Annotated in this window: 13 protein-coding genes; 6 read left to right on the forward strand and 7 right to left on the reverse strand. The window is 59.3% G+C overall.

Going from position 1 to position 17,430, the window contains the following annotated elements:
* Window positions 1–11: 11 nt before the first annotated feature.
* The 6 genes from FXO11_RS02225 (at window position 12) to FXO11_RS02250 (ending at window position 6,695) form a co-directional block, all read left to right on the forward strand.
* The gene (locus FXO11_RS02225) at window positions 12–1,130 is read left to right on the forward strand and encodes a glycosyltransferase family 4 protein (RefSeq protein WP_148861374.1); all 1,119 of its coding nucleotides are present in this window, start codon (window positions 12–14) and stop codon (window positions 1,128–1,130) included.
* Window positions 1,131–1,150: 20 nt separating this feature from the next.
* Complete coding sequence (locus tag FXO11_RS02230; RefSeq protein WP_227546015.1) at window positions 1,151–2,251, forward strand: glycoside hydrolase family 5 protein; 1,101 nt, start codon at window positions 1,151–1,153, stop codon at window positions 2,249–2,251.
* Window positions 2,248–3,489 (forward strand): GumK N-terminal domain-containing glycosyltransferase, encoded by a 1,242-nt coding sequence (locus FXO11_RS02235; RefSeq protein WP_202980274.1) that lies wholly within the window; start codon window positions 2,248–2,250, stop codon window positions 3,487–3,489. The genes FXO11_RS02230 and FXO11_RS02235 overlap by 4 nt, the downstream gene beginning before the upstream one ends.
* Entirely contained in the window at window positions 3,486–4,256 is a 771-nt protein-coding gene (locus tag FXO11_RS02240; protein ID WP_148861376.1) for a WecB/TagA/CpsF family glycosyltransferase, read from the forward strand. Before FXO11_RS02235 ends, FXO11_RS02240 begins: the two co-directional genes overlap by 4 nt.
* Window positions 4,257–4,335: 79 nt before the next feature.
* A complete protein-coding gene (locus FXO11_RS02245) occupies window positions 4,336–5,115 on the forward strand; it encodes a glycosyltransferase family 25 protein (protein ID WP_148861377.1) in 780 nt (259 codons plus the stop codon).
* Between the two features lie 92 nt (window positions 5,116–5,207).
* The gene (locus tag FXO11_RS02250) at window positions 5,208–6,695 is read left to right on the forward strand and encodes a lipopolysaccharide biosynthesis protein (protein ID WP_148861378.1); all 1,488 of its coding nucleotides are present in this window, start codon (window positions 5,208–5,210) and stop codon (window positions 6,693–6,695) included.
* Between the two features lie 87 nt (window positions 6,696–6,782).
* On the opposite strand, the gene FXO11_RS02255 is transcribed toward FXO11_RS02250, so the two are convergent.
* The 7 genes from FXO11_RS02255 to FXO11_RS02285 all read right to left on the reverse strand — a co-directional run bounded on the left by FXO11_RS02255 (window position 6,783) and on the right by FXO11_RS02285 (window position 17,418).
* Window positions 6,783–7,946, reverse strand: a complete 1,164-nt coding sequence (locus FXO11_RS02255) for a hypothetical protein (RefSeq protein WP_148861379.1) — start codon at window positions 7,944–7,946, stop codon at window positions 6,783–6,785.
* 150 nt (window positions 7,947–8,096) lie between these two features.
* A complete protein-coding gene (locus FXO11_RS02260) occupies window positions 8,097–9,089 on the reverse strand; it encodes a glycosyltransferase (RefSeq protein ID WP_148861380.1) in 993 nt (330 codons plus the stop codon).
* Window positions 9,090–9,101: 12 nt separating this feature from the next.
* Entirely contained in the window at window positions 9,102–10,154 is a 1,053-nt protein-coding gene (gene murB / locus FXO11_RS02265; protein WP_148861381.1) for a UDP-N-acetylmuramate dehydrogenase, read from the reverse strand.
* 6 nt (window positions 10,155–10,160) lie between these two features.
* On the reverse strand, window positions 10,161–11,438 hold the full coding sequence (locus FXO11_RS02270) for a UDP-N-acetylglucosamine 1-carboxyvinyltransferase (RefSeq protein ID WP_227546016.1): 1,278 nt from the start codon (window positions 11,436–11,438) through the stop codon (window positions 10,161–10,163).
* 79 nt (window positions 11,439–11,517) lie between these two features.
* Complete coding sequence (locus FXO11_RS02275; RefSeq protein WP_148861382.1) at window positions 11,518–12,978, reverse strand: undecaprenyl-phosphate glucose phosphotransferase; 1,461 nt, start codon at window positions 12,976–12,978, stop codon at window positions 11,518–11,520.
* 466 nt (window positions 12,979–13,444) lie between these two features.
* Window positions 13,445–15,742: an ATP-dependent DNA helicase gene (locus tag FXO11_RS02280; protein WP_148861383.1), complete on the reverse strand. Its 2,298-nt coding sequence runs from the start codon at window positions 15,740–15,742 to the stop codon at window positions 13,445–13,447.
* Window positions 15,742–17,418, reverse strand: coding sequence for a VRR-NUC domain-containing protein (locus FXO11_RS02285; protein ID WP_148861384.1), 1,677 nt, complete (start codon window positions 17,416–17,418; stop codon window positions 15,742–15,744). Before FXO11_RS02285 ends, FXO11_RS02280 begins: the two co-directional genes overlap by 1 nt.
* Window positions 17,419–17,430: the final 12 nt, after the last annotated feature.

Below are 17,430 nucleotides of genomic sequence, written 5' to 3' on the forward strand. Positions count from 1 at the left end.
GTCAATGAATAATGCTCAATGTTACCCACGTCGTTCGCCAGTACCTGCCGTCGATTGGCGGCATGGAGGATGTCGTTCGTAACATCGCGGCCAACCAGATGGCCCAGACGGGCGTTCAGCCCAGGGTGATTACCCTGGACCGCCTGTTTCGCCAGGGCGAGCAGCCTCTGGCCCGCGAGGAGGAGATCGACGGCATCCGCGTGACCCGCCTGCCTTACTTCGGTTCCAGCCGGTACCCCGTGTGTCCTCGCGTACTTCAGGAAATCCGTAAAGCCGACGCTGTACACGTGCACGGTGTGGACTTCTTCTACGACTTTCTGGCGGCGACCAAAGTTATCCACCGGCGTCCACTCTTGCTTTCGACACACGGCGGCTTCTTTCACACGGCCTTCGCCAGCAAGCTGAAAGAGCTGTGGTTCCAAACGATTACCCGGGCTTCGTCCGGTGCCTACGAGCGCATTATCGCGACCAGCGAAAACGATGGGCAGATGTTCCAGCGTGTCGTGTCGCCCTCGCGGCTCCGGGTTATAGAGAATGGCGTCGATACCCATAAATACGCCGATTGCGGCAGCCGGCGCCTGACAAAGACACTGATCTACTTCGGTCGCTGGTCGTCCAATAAAGGCTTGGTGGAAGCGCTGGATTTCGTACGCGAACTCCATCGCGGCGACGAGGCCTGGCGTCTTATCGTCGCCGGGCGCGAATACGACTATTCACTGCCGGATCTGCAGCGAGAAGTGGAGCAGCGTCAGCTTGGCGATGTGGTTGCACTCGAGCCGAATCCGACCAACGAGCGTCTACGGGCACTCATCGGCGAGGCAAGCTATTTTCTGTGCCTGTCCCGCCACGAAGGGTTTGGCCTGGCGGCGATCGAGTCCCTGAGCGCCGGCTTGACGCCTGTACTCAGCGACATCCCGCCTTTTCGTCGTCTGCTTGAAGAAAGTGGCGTGGGACTGATCGTCGATCGTTCGACGCCGGATACCGGTGCATCGTTGCTCGCGGCGCTGCACGATCAGGGCCAGGCGGCGGCCGACCAGCGGCGCGAAGCGGGTATTGCTTTTGCCGACCGCTACAGTTGGCAGCGGGTTTCACAGGATTATTTCGCAATCTATCAGCAACTGGGTGGCTGACTATGGACGGATGCAAGCGTATGGATAGATTTGGCAAGCTTCCGGGGTGGGTGTTCTCGCTCGTCCTCGCTTTCGCCAGTGCACAGGCTGCGGCGGTCTGCCTCGACGCGACAAGCCTGCGCGGCGTTAACCTGGCGGGCGCGGAATTCAACAGCAAGAAGCGGCCTGGTGTCATGTATCAAGACTACACCTATCCGAGCGCCAGCGAGATCGACTACTACGCGCAGAAGGGCGTCACGGCCATTCGTCTGCCGGTGCGCTGGGAACGGGTACAACGGGAGCTGTTCGCCGAGCTGAACGACGAGGAAATGTCGGCAATCGGTAAAACGTTGGCGTCGGCGCGCGATCGGGACATCTGCCTGATCCTGGATATCCACAATTACGGCCTGTACAACGGCGAGCCTATCGGTTCGGATGCGGTTCCGGCCGATGCCTTTGGCGATCTCTGGCGGCGCATTGCCGAGGAATTGGACGATCCCGAGTATTTGGCGCTGGGCCTGATGAACGAGCCCTTCAAGTTGGATATAGCGGCCTGGGGCGAGATTGCTCAGAGCACGGTCAACGCGCTGCGCGAGTCGGGCGCCGAGCAACTGATCTTCGTGTCGGGAGGGCGCTGGAGCGGGGCGCACGAATGGCAAAAGAGCTTCTCCGGGAGCAGCAACGCGGAGACCTTTGCCGATTTCAAGGACCCTCTCAATCGAACGGTGCTCGAAGTGCATCAATATGCGGACGAGTATTACTCGGGCACCAAGCAGGACTGCCACGAACCGTCTCACTTCAATCGCATCTTCGAATCAATGGAGCAATGGGCGCAGGCCAACGACCAGCAGTTGTTCCTCGGTGAGTTTGGTGTCCCTGCTTCGGAGCAATGCCTTGCCTCCCTTGACCGCATGCTTTCCCTAATGGGTAATACGTCGGTCTGGCGTGGCTGGACGTACTGGGCCGGGGGAGCCTGGTGGGGCGACTACTTTATGTCCATCGCCCCCCAGGACGGTGTCGATGCAGCGCAGATGGAGGTCGTCGAACCTTACTTGAAGGTTACCGAGTGCCAGGACGGAGGTCGTGGCGAGTGCCCGATGCCGCCAAAGGGTGTTCAAGTAGACGGCGAAGGCGGCTCATGAATCGATTAGACGATGAGGTGACGACGACAATGGCAAGGACAACGCCGGGGGAGACGCCGGACCCTGAGGCCTCGACGGTATCCGCGAGCACTACGGTGCCGGCGAGCAATAAAGTACCCCATTATCTGGTGCTATCTGCCCACGATTATCGGTCGCCGCGCAAGGCAAACATCCACTTTATCACGGAGGAACTGGCTCGCCGTGGACGCGCACGATTCTTCTCGCTGCGCTACAGCCGGCTATCGCGCTACACCGGCGATCCGCGCCTATCCCTGGACGCGCGGGCAAACCGGGTCGAGCAGCATGAGGGCGTCGACTGTTATCTATGGAAGACGCTCTTCCATCCGATCAATACCCGCAGGCCCATGCTGCGGCCAGCGGAAGGCCTCCTGTTCCGCTGGTATGTGGGCGCCGCTGGCAAGACCTTGCGAGAATGGATGGGCGAAGCGGACGTGATCATTTTCGAAAGCGGCATCGCCCCCATATTTTTCGATCTCGCCAAGCGTATCAATCCGGCGGCAGAGACGGTGTATATTGCGTCCGACGACCTGGATACGATCAATGTGGCGGATTACGTCAAAAAAACCTTCCAACGTATTGCGCCGGAGATGACCACGATCCGGCTGCCGTCGAAGGCGCTGGCTAATGCTATCCCCGGCGGCACTAACGTGCGCTTTATCCCGCACGGTATCGATCATTCGCTCGCCGATAACGCAGGCGCTTCGCCTTATGGCGAGGGTAGGCATGCCGTTTCGGTCGGATCGATGCTGTTCGATTCCGATTTCTTCGTTTTTGCCTCAAAGCGCTTCCCGGACATTCAGTTCCATATTATTGGCTGCGGTCAACCGGCCCGCGAGGACTATGGTCCTAACGTGACCGTCTACGATGAGATGCCGCACCAAGACACCATTCGCTATATCAACCATGCCACATTCGGGATTGCGCCTTATCGCTCGGAACAGGTGCCCGACTATTTGGCCGATACCTCCATGAAGTTGATCCAGTACGATTTTCTCGGCCTTCCTGCGGTGTGCCCCTGGGCGGTGGTGGGCGATTACGACAGCCGTATCGGTTATGCGCCGGGCGATGACGCATCGATTGCAAACGCCATCGAGCAGGCGGTGGATACTCCGCACCGTTCATCGCGAAAGCATCTGGACTGGGACGCAGTGACCGACCGTATCCTGGCTCCGCACAAGTACGAAGATACCCGCCTGATGGGAGGGACTGCCTCATGACAGCCACGGCGAAACAGTCGCGCCTCCCCATCGGTGGACTCGAAGTACAGGCCCTGACTTTCCATGACTTGTCCCAGCGCCTTGTCACTGCAATGGATCGGGGCCAGCAGACAGCCCTGTTCTTCGTTAATAGCAATCTGGTCAACAAATGCGATCCCCTGCGGAAGCCATTGAATAGCCCGGATGTGGTGCTGGTCAACGACGGCATCGCCATGGATATCGCGAGTTGGCTGGTGCACCGGCGGCGCTTTCCCGAGAATCTCAACGGAACGGATTTTACGCCGGCGCTGCTGGAGGAAAATGCGCGCACGAGCGACCGGCCTTGGGGCGTTTTCCTGTTCGGTGGCCAACCCGGTATCGCCGAAAGAGCCGCCGATAAGCTACGGCAATCGAACGTTCAGGTGGTTGGCACCTCCGATGGCTACAACCGTGACAACGACGCGCTTATTCAATCGATCAACGCCTCCGGTGCCGATGTCGTTCTGGTGGCCATGGGGAACCCGCTGCAAGAGCGGTGGATTATCGAGCATCGCCACGCGCTCAACGCGCGCTTGTTGGTCGGCGTCGGTGCATTGCTGGATTTCCTGGCGGGGGACAAGCCCCGAGCGCCGATGCTGCTTCGCCGGATGCATCTGGAATGGGCCTACCGTTTGAGCCTTGAGCCGAGACGCCTGCTGCGTCGATACACCGTAGACATGGCGGTCTTCCTGATGCGTGCTTTACGTTGGTCGCAGGGAAAACGTTTGGCATCGGACGGCGGAAAATAGGCTTAAAAAATGGATGACGGGTAGGTGCAGGGATGCGTAGTAAGGGAATGGGCCCGGGTAAAGGGCCGGAGGTATTTCGATGATCCCTGCTTATTTGATCAATCTGGCGAAGGACGACGAACGACTCCGCTCGTCCACGGAGCAATTTGCGCACCTGGGACTCACGCCGGAGCGCATCGAGGCCATCGACGGGCGACAGCTCACCGGAGCTGAATTCAAAGCGTTTTGTCACCTTCGGCCCCGTGGTGGCAAAAAGGGATGGCTTCCAGGCCAGGCGGGGTGTTTGTTGAGCCATAGGGCGGCGTGGCGCCGGATTGCCGGGAGCAATGCGGAATGGGCGGCGGTTTTCGAGGATGACCTGCGTATTGCCGACGACCTCCGGGACATGCTCGTTTCAGATACCTGGATACCGAATGCGGTGGATCTTGTTCGCTTGGAGCCCTCGACAAACCGTGTATGGCTTAAAGACGACACCCGTTTTAGCCGGGGGTCGCGTGATATCCTGCGGGTGGGCTCCACGAGCTGGTGTGCCGGCGCCTACCTCATACACCGGGAAACAGCAAAGAGGCTGGTCGCGCTGGACCCGGTGCACCATCAGCCTGCGGACATGCTGCTGTTTTCCTTTGAAGATTCGGTCCTGGCGCCGACGCTCGCGATCTTTCAGTGTGAGCCGGCTCCCTGTATTCAGGACAAATTCTTGAACCGGTCGCGGCCCGCATGGCAGAGCAACATTGAAACCGGCGACGCCAAATCGACGTTGCTCCGCTACATGGCCCAGATGAAACCTTCGGCCTTGCGCAAGCGCCTGGAACGCACCCGGCTGAAATACCGGCGCACCACCTATCGGCGTTTCTCCTGAACGAATGACTCCTTGGTCTCCATAGGCGATGACAGGTTAGACCGATGTCGCCCGATGGCCGCTTGGTCGGCATCCTTTGAACTGGATACGGTATGGATTTGAAGAAAAGGTTGAGCTATAGCACCGCTTGGATGAGCCTTGGCGCGACAGGAACCAGCGTCGTCAGCTTCATCATTTTTATTATTATTTCACGGCTGCTGACGCCGGCGGAAATCGGTCTGGTAGCCTTTTCCCTCATTTTTATCGACTTCGGCAAATTGGTGGCCCAAGGGGCCATCGGCAAAGCTATCGTGCAGCACAGTAGCTGGAACGACGACTTCGCCTCGACCTGTTTCTATCTCAATCTGGTTTTCGCGGTATTGCTGTCCCTGTTGTTTCTCGCCGTGGGTGTGCCGCTGGTTTCAACCTATTACGAACCAGCCGCGGGTCCAATCCTGCAGGCTTTGACAGCCATTTTCCTGCTGGAAGGGATCAAGACGGTCTATGAGGGAAAGCTTCAGCGAGAATTCGCCTTCCGGGTGATCGCTATCCGCACCATGGTTAGCAGTCTCGTTTCCGGTGCGGTGGGGGTTTTCCTGGCCGTGCGGGGTTACGGCGTGTGGGCGTTGGTGTGGCAGCAACTGATCAACAATCTTCTGCTGATGCTGATTACGGTGATCTGGGCTCGCTGGCGCCCACGATTCCGGTTCTCAAGGACGGCGTGCAGAAAGATCTTTCAGTTCGCGTCGCCTATCCTCGGCGCGCAAGTGCTTGGCGCGGCCAGCGCCAAGATATTCGAACTCTTTGTCGGCATCTTCCTGGGGCCGGCAGCGCTGGGCTTTTTCAAGGTCGGCGGCCGGGCGATCTATATCCTTCAGGACATTGTGCTCAAGCCATTTGAACACACGCTGCTGTCGGCGCTCTCCCGCTTGCCAGGGCCGGAAGAGCAAGCACGAGGCACTCTGCGGGTGATTCGCATATCAGCCTACATCACCTTTCCGATTTTCTTCGGTGCGGCTGCGATAGCACCGGATTTCATTGTTTTCGCCTTCGGTTCGAAGTGGGAAGCCAGCGGCAACATCATGGCCATTATCGCCCTGGGTATACCGCCGTTCGTGGTCGGCACCCAGCTCAAAGGTATTCTGATGGCGGGCGGACACTCCCGGGTATTTTTCATGGTCGCTCTGGGCATGCTGTTGGCCAACGGCGTATTGGGTCTGGTCTCGGTACCGATGGGATTACTGATGGCCGCTTGCGGTTTCTCGCTGCGCAATTACATCTCTATGGTGTTTTATCTGCGGGCCTTCCGCCGGCTCTACAACGTACCGGCACTGTCGGTGGTGAAGACCGTTTCGCCCGCGTTCGTGGCCTCGGTCATCATGTGCCTTTGTGTGTTTACGATGGGCGGCTTGTTCCATGAGGATGCTCCGGGCGCCATCAAGCTCCTTGCGCTGTGCACGGCAGGCGCAGGCCTCTATCTGGTGCTCATGATCACGGTCTGCCGCCGGGAGACGGGGCATTTCTTCGAGGAAGGGATGGATATACTGCCGCATAAGATGCAGCCTCTGGCCCAGGCCATCCAGCGTTTCATCCGAGTCTAGTGTCTTTTAACACTAGAAGGTGACCGGATAACTAGAAGATGACTGGGTAACACTGGAAAGTGTCCGGGCCAATAGGCGACGCCGAGGTTAGAATTCGCCGGCTAAACCCAGCGAGAACTCCCGAGCCGTGTAGTTACGCTCGTCGATGGGCGACTCGCGCTGTTGCCAGCCGCTGACGAAACGTACGCTAATGGCATTGTTAAGCTGATAGCGCAGCAGCAACGGCACCCAGCCGTAGGATTTTTCATCGCGCGCCACGCGTTCAAGCGTGTCGTCGTACTCCTGGAAGGCGGCGCGCACGGCGGTTTCGACGGTGATCTTAGACGTCCACTCCCAGGCCACACGGGCCGAGACGATGTGGGCCTCGCTGGGGTTTTCGGAATCTTCCCCCACCGGTGGCTGGTCGAAAGCGTAAATAAGGATGAGATCCGTCTTGTCGGTGGCCGCCCAGTCGGTCTGGATGCTGGTTTCCAGGCCGTTGCCGGAGTTAACTTCACCGTCGCGGTCAAAATAACCGAGGGTCCCCGTCAACTTCGTCTTGCCCGTCATTTGCCATTCGGTTTCGAACGCCATGCGCTGGTAGTCGTAATCCAAATCGTCTTGGGGGTCGACGCCTGGCACGTCGCCCTCGCCGGGATGAAGGTAGTGGCGGTCGCCCTCGGTGAACTTGAGCGTCACGGTCGATTTCCGGCCGGAGGTGTATTGCAGCCCCGCACTGTAATCGCGCTCCTCGTAATCGAGGGACTCCCGGTCATCGTTTGAGTGGGTTTGCTCCGCATCGCGAGCGCCCCCGACCAATGCCCAGCCGGAGAAAATCGCGTATTTCACGGCCGCGTTTTTCTCGTCCAGGTTGATCACGTCTTTGCCAACGAAATCAATCCGTTCTGCCAACCGGTCGCGGTAGGACCAGGACAGGGCGAAAGACAGCCGGTTGCCTATCGGACCACGCCAGCCCAGTCCACCACGGTAGAGCGTAGCGTCGAGAAAATCTCGCCGGTTGTGGCGGTAGCGCGCGGCGCCGAGGCTGGCGCTCAATGTTTGCCGGCTGAGTGTCGTGTTGATGCCGGTTCCCAGGCTGGCGCGCGTGATCTGTTCGGATGACGAACCGGGCTCCCGGTTGTAGTTGCTGTCCCAGGTCTGGCTGATATCGGCGTTAACCGACAGGGTGTCATTTTCTTCCTCTGCAGCAGCGACCGCCTGCGTGGCGCAACAGAGAAGTACGGCAATATGCGAAAACCTATGAGAACTCATGTTGTCCCTATTATTGAAACGCTTTTGGGATTCGTTATATCGGATGTCCGCGTCCCCGGCGGGAGGCCGGCATGATGATAGACCGGGGGGGGCAGCAGGCGTCATCGCCTGCCAAGTCCGGTGAAAGCGAGCCCCGCCACGCCTATCGTACTAATGCTTGGTGTCGGCCGCGGTGCGTTTTTGCATGAGCCTGATAAGGCGCCGGTAGGCGGTGCTGGCCCAGAGCAAGGCGCGAGGAATGTACTCGGAAACGAAAAGCAAAACGCGCGCAGGCAGATAGCCGGATTCCTGGTAGGCATGACGGTAAAACGTCCGTGCATTGTCGAGATGACCGTCGGCGGCAAACCGGCTGCCGAACAGGAAGAGGGATTTCGACAATTCCCGGCTGGGCGGCTTGGTCAACGCACCTTGCTGGCCGTAGCGGTCGAGCGGATCGGGCCGGCCGGCCAAACGTTCGCGGTGGCAAAAGACCGCGAAATCCGAGAGGTAGCGCTGCAATAGCAACCGATGCGGGTCGGCGGAGACGGAGCCCGGCATCTTGGCGTACTTACGATACAGAACGTCCTCTAGCACCACGAAACGCGTCAAATGACTGAGCCGGCACCAGAGGTCCCGGTCCTGTGCGCAGACGAAGAAGGGGCGATACTTGCCGACTTTATAGAACAGATCGCGGCGGAACATGACTTCGCCGTGATGGAAAGGATTGTGTTTAAGCAGGTGCTCTTGGGCTTCGCCATCGAAACTGTCCTCGCTGACGAAGGGAGGACGGCTGCTCTGTAGCGTTACGATCTCCGACCGGCAGCCGACGACGCCGACATCGGGCCGCGTGTCCAGAAGCTGGCTTTGCAGACGTAAGCGGTCGGGCAACGCTGTATCGCCACTCCCGTGAATCGCAATATAGTCGCCGTTGGCTTGATCGATGGCGTTGTTGATCGCGTTGACGAAACCCTGATTCGGAGCCGTAATGACCCGCGTCCGGTGGTCTTCGTACTGCTTGAGCTGCTCTAGCGTGTCGTCTGTCGATCCGTCGTCGACCAGCAGGATCTCGTAGTCGTCATAGGTCTGGTTCTGCAGGCTCTCGGCGGTCTCTTGCACCCACTTGGAGCGGTTGTAGAACACCGATACCACTGAAACATGCGCCATATCTGGAGTCTCTTATCTGCTGCTGGCTGCGTCGAATCTGTTCGCTGGAGCCGTGACCGGAGCCGGCTGGCGGAACAGCTGCTCTGCTTTCAGATGAGCCGGGGTGAGTTCCCCTTCGGGGGTGAGATACCGGACTTCTGCCGGCATGTCATAGCCGGTCCTTGCTCTCACGGTGTCTCTCACTTTGTGGATCAGGTAAAGGAGATCGCTGGCGGTGGCTCGCCCGTTGTTCACGATGAAGTTGGCGTGTAGTGGCGAGATTTGAGCACCGCCGTGAACGACACCTTTCAGTCCGCACTGTTCGATCACGGCGCCTGGCGGCCCGTATTCGTCGTACATGGCGGGGTTGCTGACGAAAACCGAGCCGCAGTTGGGCAGCTTGCGTGGAAATTTTTCCCGGCGCTGGCGAAGTATGCTCAGCATTGAGCGGCGGATGGCGTCGGCCTCACCGGAATGATCGAACTGGAAGCGGGCCTCGAGAATGATGTCATTGGACGCTTGAAAGCGCGACGCCCGGTAAGCGAACGAACACGACGTTTGATCGTATCGCTGGATGTCGCCGCTGGGGGTGATCGTTGTCACCTCGGCAATGTTGTCGCCGATACCCTTGCGTTGACTGCCGCCGTTCATATAAATCAGTCCACCCAAGGTGCCTGGAATGCCGCACACATGCTCGGCGCCCGTCAGTCCGGCGCGGGCAACCTGGCGAGCAAACTCGGGAACCCAGACGCCGGCCTGACTCCAGACGGTGTTGCCTTCTATCCGCAACTGCGAGAATTCGGCACCGAAGTGAATACCGAGCACGCGCAGACCTTCGTCGGCAAACATGAGATTCGAGCTGGAGCCAATCACCACGTAGGGAATCTCGGCATCGCCGACAAAGCGCATCAGCGTGCGAATCTCGTCCAGGGTGCGCGGTGCCACGATGCAATCTGCAATGCCCCCGACACGCCAGCGGCTGAGTGCCGATAGATCCACATCCGTGTAAACGGCGCCCGGCATCAATGCTTGTAGGGCCGCAATGGCTGAACGCAAATCCGGCCGGGCGTTACCGATCTGTTCCATGGAGCGTCACTCTGTTTCGATCAGGGATGCGTGGATGCCCAGGGTCTTAAACTTGTCCAGCAGGCCGTTATAGCCGCGCATCGCCATGTGCACATCTTTGATGCGGCTCTGGCCATCGGCGCAGAACGCCGCCATCACCAGCGCCATGCTGCCGCGAAGATCCGTAGAGGTAACGTCGGCTGCTTTGAGTTTGGCGACGCCGTAGGTGGTAATTTTTCCCGGTTCGCAGGCGATAGCGTCTTTGTTGAAACGGCCCAGTTCGCGGGCGTAGGCGATCCGCTCCGGATAGCGGTAATCGAAGGTGCGTGAAATCCCATTGGCTTTCATGCCGAGCAAGACGTAGAACGACTGCATGTCGGAAATCACCCCCGGGTGCGTCCCGCACGCCAGCTCGAAGGGCTGGATGCCCTGGCGAACGCATTCGCCGGAGACGAAGACCGAGTTGGAGTTGCGATAGAGATCGAGCCCCGCTTCCTCAAGGTGCAGCAGCGGTACTTTCATGTGCTCGAAGGGGACGCCTTCGACGAAGACGTTGCCGCCGGTCATCGCTGCGAAAACAATCCAGGTCAGCGCTTCGATTCGGTCTGGCATGACGGCAAAGGATGCGCCACGCATCAGCCCGCCCACGCCGTTTACGCGAATCAGACTGTTGCCGTAGTTCTCGATCTGGGCGCCCATCTGCCCGAGCATGTCGATCAGGTCTTCGACTTCCGGCGTGATGTAGGCGTTGCGGATTTCGGTGGTGCCGGTGGCGACCGACGCGCACATCAGCGCGTTCTCGGTACCGCCCACCGTCGAGATGGGGAAGTCGATCGAGCCGCCGCGGAAAGCGCCGCTGACCTCAATGTACTCCGCTTCTTCCTTGACGTGACAACCAAGATCTTTCCAAACCATCATGTGCAAATCGTAGCCGCGAGAGCCAATTTTGCACCCGCCGGGGTACGGGATTCGCGCGGTACCGTTGCGCACGATCTGGCTTGCCGTCAGCAGATAGGTGGTTCTGATGGGCAGATCGTAGTTGTCGATAGCGTCATAGGACAGGCTTGGCGTGCGTATCTCGACAAATTCGCGTTCGTCGTCGGTCTCGATCTTTGCGCCTAGCTCCCGCATAAACCGGATTTTTTCCACCACGTCGACCAGCTGGGTGGGGAAGTTGCGTATCCGCACGGGCTCGTCTGCCAGCATCGACGCTGCGAGAAGACGCGTGGCGGAGTTCTTGGCGCCACTGACCTTGACCTTACCCGAGGGAACCTGGCCGCCTTCAACAATCATGTCGTATTTCATGGACTTCCTTCTCCTTGGTTTGGAATCCTCGCCACTCGGGTGCAAGGTCTGACTCATGCCACCTCAATAGGCCGCCACCTCAATAGGCTGTCTTGGAAAACAGCGAGAAGGGCGTCTTGATCAGAATCTTGACATCGGACCAGATGGACCAGGTATTGATGTACTCCAGGTCGAGTTCCACCCGGCGCAGCATCTTCTCCAACGTATCCGTCTCGCCGCGCAGGCCATTGACCTGGGCCAGACCGGTCATGCCCGGCTTGATCCGGTGGCGCAGCATGTAAGACTGGATTTTGTTGGTGTAAAGATCGTTGTGCTCAATCGCATGCGGGCGCGGCCCGACCAGGGACATCGTGCCCTGCAACACGTTGAATAGCTGCGGCAGCTCGTCGAGGCTGGTGCGGCGAATAAATCGACCCACCCGGGTAATGCGGTCATCGTGTTTTGTGGCCTGTTTGACGCGCTTGTCGAAGTGCATAAACATCGATCGGAACTTCCACACCTCGATCACCCTGCCGTCCCAGCCATGGCGTTTCTGTTTGAAGAGAATGGGGCCGGGCGAAGACTGCCAGACCAGGTAGGACACCGTGAGCATCAGCGGACTGAGCAGCGTCAGTGCCAGTAGAGCGATCGTCTTGTCGAGCAGGTTTTTGGTCATCGCCTGGGACTGGGAAACCAGTGGGCTTTCCGATAGCGAGATCAACGGCAGGCCGTTGAGCTCCTTGACCGAGTGATTGAGCAAGCGCATGGCGAAGATGTCAGGCACCCACACCACATCCACCGGAACATCGGCCAGCTTGCGGCAGGCTTCCTCGATGGTCGCCGAGCAAGTAATAGGCAGCGCGATATAGACGCGGGTAATGTTGCTGTCTTCAAGAATGTGCAATAGCTCGTCGAAATCGCCAAGATAGGGCACCGGGTCGCGCACCCAGCGATCCAGGCCATTCTTGTTTTCATCGATGACGCCGACAACGCGGTCCGGCATCCAGGCGTTGCTGGTGATGCTCTCGACCAGGTGTTCGGCGAGCCAGTAGGAGCCGAGCACCACGGCTCGGATGGGCTGGCGACGGGTGTGTCTGTAGCGCTGCGAGAGTTTGTAGGAAATCTGGTACGCCATAACCTGAGCCACATAACCCAGAGCCGCCCAGCTGATGATCACCATGCGCGAGAAATCTTCGCTGGTTTTGGTGACAAACGTGGTGAAGACGGCCAGGGTGGTGACCAGCAGCCAGGACCGTGCCAGGCGCATGCAGGTATCGATCCGGCCGGAGAAGCGCCTGAAAACGCCCCGCCATTCGTATACCACCAGAATCAGCAGTCCGGCGATGAGTGCCAGCGTGCGGTAATGCCCGTGGATGACACCGTCATCCCGCCACCATGCCAGAGAAAACATCACAGCGGCTGAGATAATGATGCTCAGTCCGATCTGAATATAGTGAAGCAGATTGTCATGATTCTGCAGCAGGCGCCTTGGGCGCTTAATGACAGGCGAGAACGCCGAAGCCGCCCGAATGCTATTTTGCGTAGTCGGGTTCCAGTCCATTGGCATGCTCCTTTGCCATGAGATGCTGCACTGAGTGATGCAAGCAACTTGCCAACTAGTAGCGTTTATAAAACCGTTAATAAAACAACGTGTTAGAAATATGCTTGGTTTACCGAGGGTGTCCTAAATAAAGCATCTCGCCCAGTTTCGGTGCGTACTATTGCAGAGGCATGATAGTTTCGCGAATTTCAGTAATCTTTCACCCTATATGGTTTAAGTTTAATGTTTGGTTTAATGGTTAAGAGAGGTTTTTATTGTTTTAAATCGCTGTAAATTCATCTGTTTGTAATAAAGAATAGGAAGCTTTAACGACACTACATTTAATGTGACTCAATGGTTATGTAGTTGCTTTACTCACCCTATATATGCGTGTTGTCTTTCTTATATACACATACAATGAGGACGTATTTTCGTATCGCGACTGCCGGTATGAACGTCCATCGAATGGCACACGACTGTTTCCGGGCTACTCCGGCAGAGGGGTATTTGCGAACCACCACTCAGGTAAGAGGCGGCGTACCTGGGGCCGGCTGTAGCGATCGTCGATCAGCCAGATGACGCCGCGGTCCTCGGGCGTGCGGATCACCCGGCCGGCGGCTTGAGTCACTTTCTGCAGTCCGGGAAACAGGTAGGTATATTCGTAGCCCGCGCCAAAACGGTCCGCCAGCCGCTGTTTGAGGATCTCGTGCCACGCGTCGAATGGCGGCAGGCCCAGGGTGGCGACAAAGGCGCCAATCAGCCGCTCGCCTGGCAAGTCGATACCTTCGCCGAACGCCCCGCCGAGAACGGCGAAGCCCACGCCCTGCCCCTTTGCCGTAAAGCGATCGGTAAACCCGTCCCGTTCCGCCGTGCTCATGTCTGGCCGCTGCTGCCACACGGGAATATCCGGCGCCTGTTCCTGCAGGACGCTAAGCGCGGCATTTAGATAGGTGAAGCTACTGAAATAGGCCAGGTAGTTGCCCGGCCGGCGGTGAAATTGGTCGGCAATAATTTGTGCGATCGGCACGAGCGACGCCTGGCGATGCTGGCGGCGGGTGCTGACGTGGTGTGCGAACTCCACCTGAAGCTGGCTGGCGCTGAAAGGACTCTCGATTGAACGCCAAAAGGTATTCTCCGGCAAGCCCAATAAATCACGGTGGTAGACGCCGGGGCTCAAGGTCGCTGAGAACAGCAGGCTGCTATCGACGGCATCGAAGCGGGGCCGGAGAAAGTCGGCGGGAATCAGGTTCTGGATGGTTAGCGTCGTCTTGCCGCGCCCGCCGGTGCGAAGTTCGCAGAGGGAATGTTCGCCGAAGACGTCCGCCAGTCGTGTGAACGCCAGGCATTCGAACATCAGCTCCTGCAGCGCCAGATCCGGTGGGTGCTCCGTCAGGTAATCGGTAATAGCGGAAACCAGCCTGTTAAGGCTGGGAATCAGTGTTTTGGGAATGGCTTCCAGAAACAGGGCGTTTTCCGGTTTGCCTAGCGCTTTTCCAGGGTTGCCGGGCGTGTCTTCAGGAAAGGCTTCCCGCACGAGTGTTTGCCACTGGCCGGCGACGCGATTCAGCGCCCCCTTGAGTTCTGCCGGCGCTTGGCGCCGAACGTAGAGCAAACGCGACTGGTTCAGGGTCACCGAATACATGCCCCGGGCCCGGTCGATGAGGTTGTGGGCCTCGTCCACCAGCAGGCTGACTTTCCACTCATTCTGCCGGGTCAGAGCGTGCAGCAACGCGTGCTGGTCGAACATCCGGTTAACGTCGCCGACGATCAAATCGCACCAACGGGCCATTTCCTGCGCCAGAAAGTAGGGGCAGAGCGAGTGCTCGCCGGCGATGCGGCTCAGGGCATCGCGGGTGAGAATGCCGTCAAAGCTGGCGGCGGCTTGCCGCGCGGCGGGCAAACGATCGAAGAAGCCCTGGGCCAAGGGGCAGGATTCGCCATGGCAGGCTTTGTCCGGATGCTCGCAGGCATGCTCCTTGGCGCTCAGTTCGAGGATGCGCAAGGGTAGCGTGCTGGGTTGCGCATCCCGGAGTCGTTGTAGACTATCGAGTGCCAGGCGGCGGCCGGGGTTGCGGGTGGTCAGGTAGAACAGGCGATCCTGCCCGGCTTTGGGTATCGCCATGAGCGCCGGGAATAGGGTGCCCAGCGTTTTGCCCAGGCCCGTGGGGGCCTGCAGCATGACGGTCTGACTGCGCACGCTGTTTTTGTAGGCGGCTTCCGCGAGCTGGCGCTGTCCGGTGCGAAAATTTTCGAAGGGAAATGCCAGCGTTTCCAATGCGTGATCACGGCGCAGGCGGTGCGCCTCTTCCTGTTGTGCCCACTGGCGATAAGCGTCGCAGAGGTCGGTTAGTTCCTGCCACAGCGCGCCAGCCGATGCGGCTTCGGTGAGCACGCTTTCCGTTTCCTTGCTCACATCGAAATAGACCAGCGCAAGCTGTACGCTATCCTGGCCGGTCTCGTGGCAGTGGAGGGCGCCATAGGCACGCAGTTGCGCGCGGTGCAGGGCCCGTTGGGCCGCGGACAGCCGGGACAAGTCGCCGCGATGAGTCTTGATTTCTTCGAGACGATTGGTCAGAGGGTCATAGCCATCGGCGCGGCCACTGAGTATCAGGCCGGCACACTCGCCGGACAACCGCCACTCTCGCTCGTAATGGGGACCGCGCCGGTCCTGAACCTTGCCGTGGCCGGCAATACCGTCCTCGGAGGATGGCGCCGGTGTGTAGCGGTGCTCCAGGTCGCCGCGGCGGGCTGCGAACTCGCATAGGGTGCGGACAGCTACCCGCATCAGCTTTCCGCCTCCAGCCAGCGCACGTAGCAGACGGCGACTTGAATGCCGTGGTCAAGGCAGAATTCCAGCCAGCGCCGCTGGTGGTCCTGTAGCCGGTCGCCGGGGCCTTTGACTTCGATCATCTCGTAATCACCGGCGTCGGGCCTGAAGCGAATCAGGTCGGGCAGTCCGCTTCGGTGTTCCTTCAAGTCTCGTAACAGTCTTAGGAAAATGAGCTTGAGATGGGCCGGTGGAATGCAATGCAGAGCCATGTCCAGGAGATCTTCAGTCAGCACCGGCCAAATCACGAAGGGCGATGTGATGCCTCTTTTCTCACGCCAGGCGTGGCGAATGCGCGCCTTGTAATCGCCGCTATCCAGCGTTGCCAAACAGGCGCCGAATAGATTCTGGCGCCGCTCGACAAAATCTTCCCGGTGCAGGTCGGCCGGCGCCATGTGAAACGGGTGGAAGAAAGCCCCGGGCAGCGGCGCGTAGAGCGCTGGCCAGCACAGCAAGCCGAATAAGCCGTTGAGCAGGGTGTTCTCGACATAGCATACGGGGGCGTCGTCGGTGCCCAAGTGCTCCAGCGCGGCCCACTCCACCGAATGCAGGCGTGGTTGAGGCAGATGCAGAGAGAATTCCGGTATCTTCGGGCGCCGGGGCGTTTCTGGCAGATCGTGACCCAGCTTTTTAGTCAGGCGCCGCATAAGGCGCTCCAAACCGCGAACTTCAGCGTCGCCGCGGGGCGCTGCCATGGCCTTCGTTGCCAGCGTCCAGGCTTCGTCGAAGCGTTTTTGGCGTTCCAGTAAGCGCAGTTGCCGCAATCGGGCTTCCCGGTGACCGCTGTCGCTCCAGGCTGTCAGGGCCAGCCCGGGGTTCCCTGCGCGTTCGGCTTGGCGGCCAAGCTCCAGCAGCAGGCGACCGCGCCGGCTTTCCAGCCAGGCGTTGCCGGTGCCGGTATCAGGCACATCCGGCCAAATGGAGTCAGGGCGTTCGCCGTCGTCCAATCGTTGGCGACACAGGTGCATCTTGAGGTAGCGTTCCACGTCCTCGCGACTCTGGAAGGCGCGCGAGTCGGGCGTGAACGGCACCTGTTCGTAAGCGTGATGACCCAGCTCCACCAGCACGAAATCCGACCAGCTCTGCCGCAGGTTGCCAAAGAACATCAGGCGAATCCGATCAAACAAAGGCATGTGGTTGAGCGCGACCAGACGATCTTCCGCTATTGGCCACCAGTGGGAGAAGCGGCGCGGTGCCGGTGCCTCGCTGACAATGTGAGCCCGCATGATTTTTTTGCTGGTGGCGCGGGGAAGGCCGGCTTCTGCGAGTGTCTGCGCGAAGACGGCCCGGCACTCCGGAGCCGTCAAAGCGTTGAACAGCGTGTCAATATCCAGTTCCGGGTCGACGTCCACCCAGCCACTATCGATCAGCCGGTCCAAGGCATCGGCGACGGGCAGACCCAGTTCGGCATAGTTCAGCCGGCTTTCGCGAAACAGCTCGCCGCTGCGCATCACCAAGCGCGCCAGCAGCGCCCGCACGGGCTGGTCCAGCGCCATTAGGGCGCCAATCGAGGTTCTCTCTTCGGCGGTTAGCAGGTCGCCGTGATGCTGGTGGACCCAGTTCACCACCGTCTCGAAATTGCGGAGGTAGTACAGCGGATCGTCCAGCGAAGCGGTTTGGGGACGCGGCGTCATCAAAAGCGTTAG

This window comes from Marinobacter fonticola, from assembly GCF_008122265.1.
GTDB lineage: Bacteria > Pseudomonadota > Gammaproteobacteria > Pseudomonadales > Oleiphilaceae > Marinobacter_A > Marinobacter_A fonticola.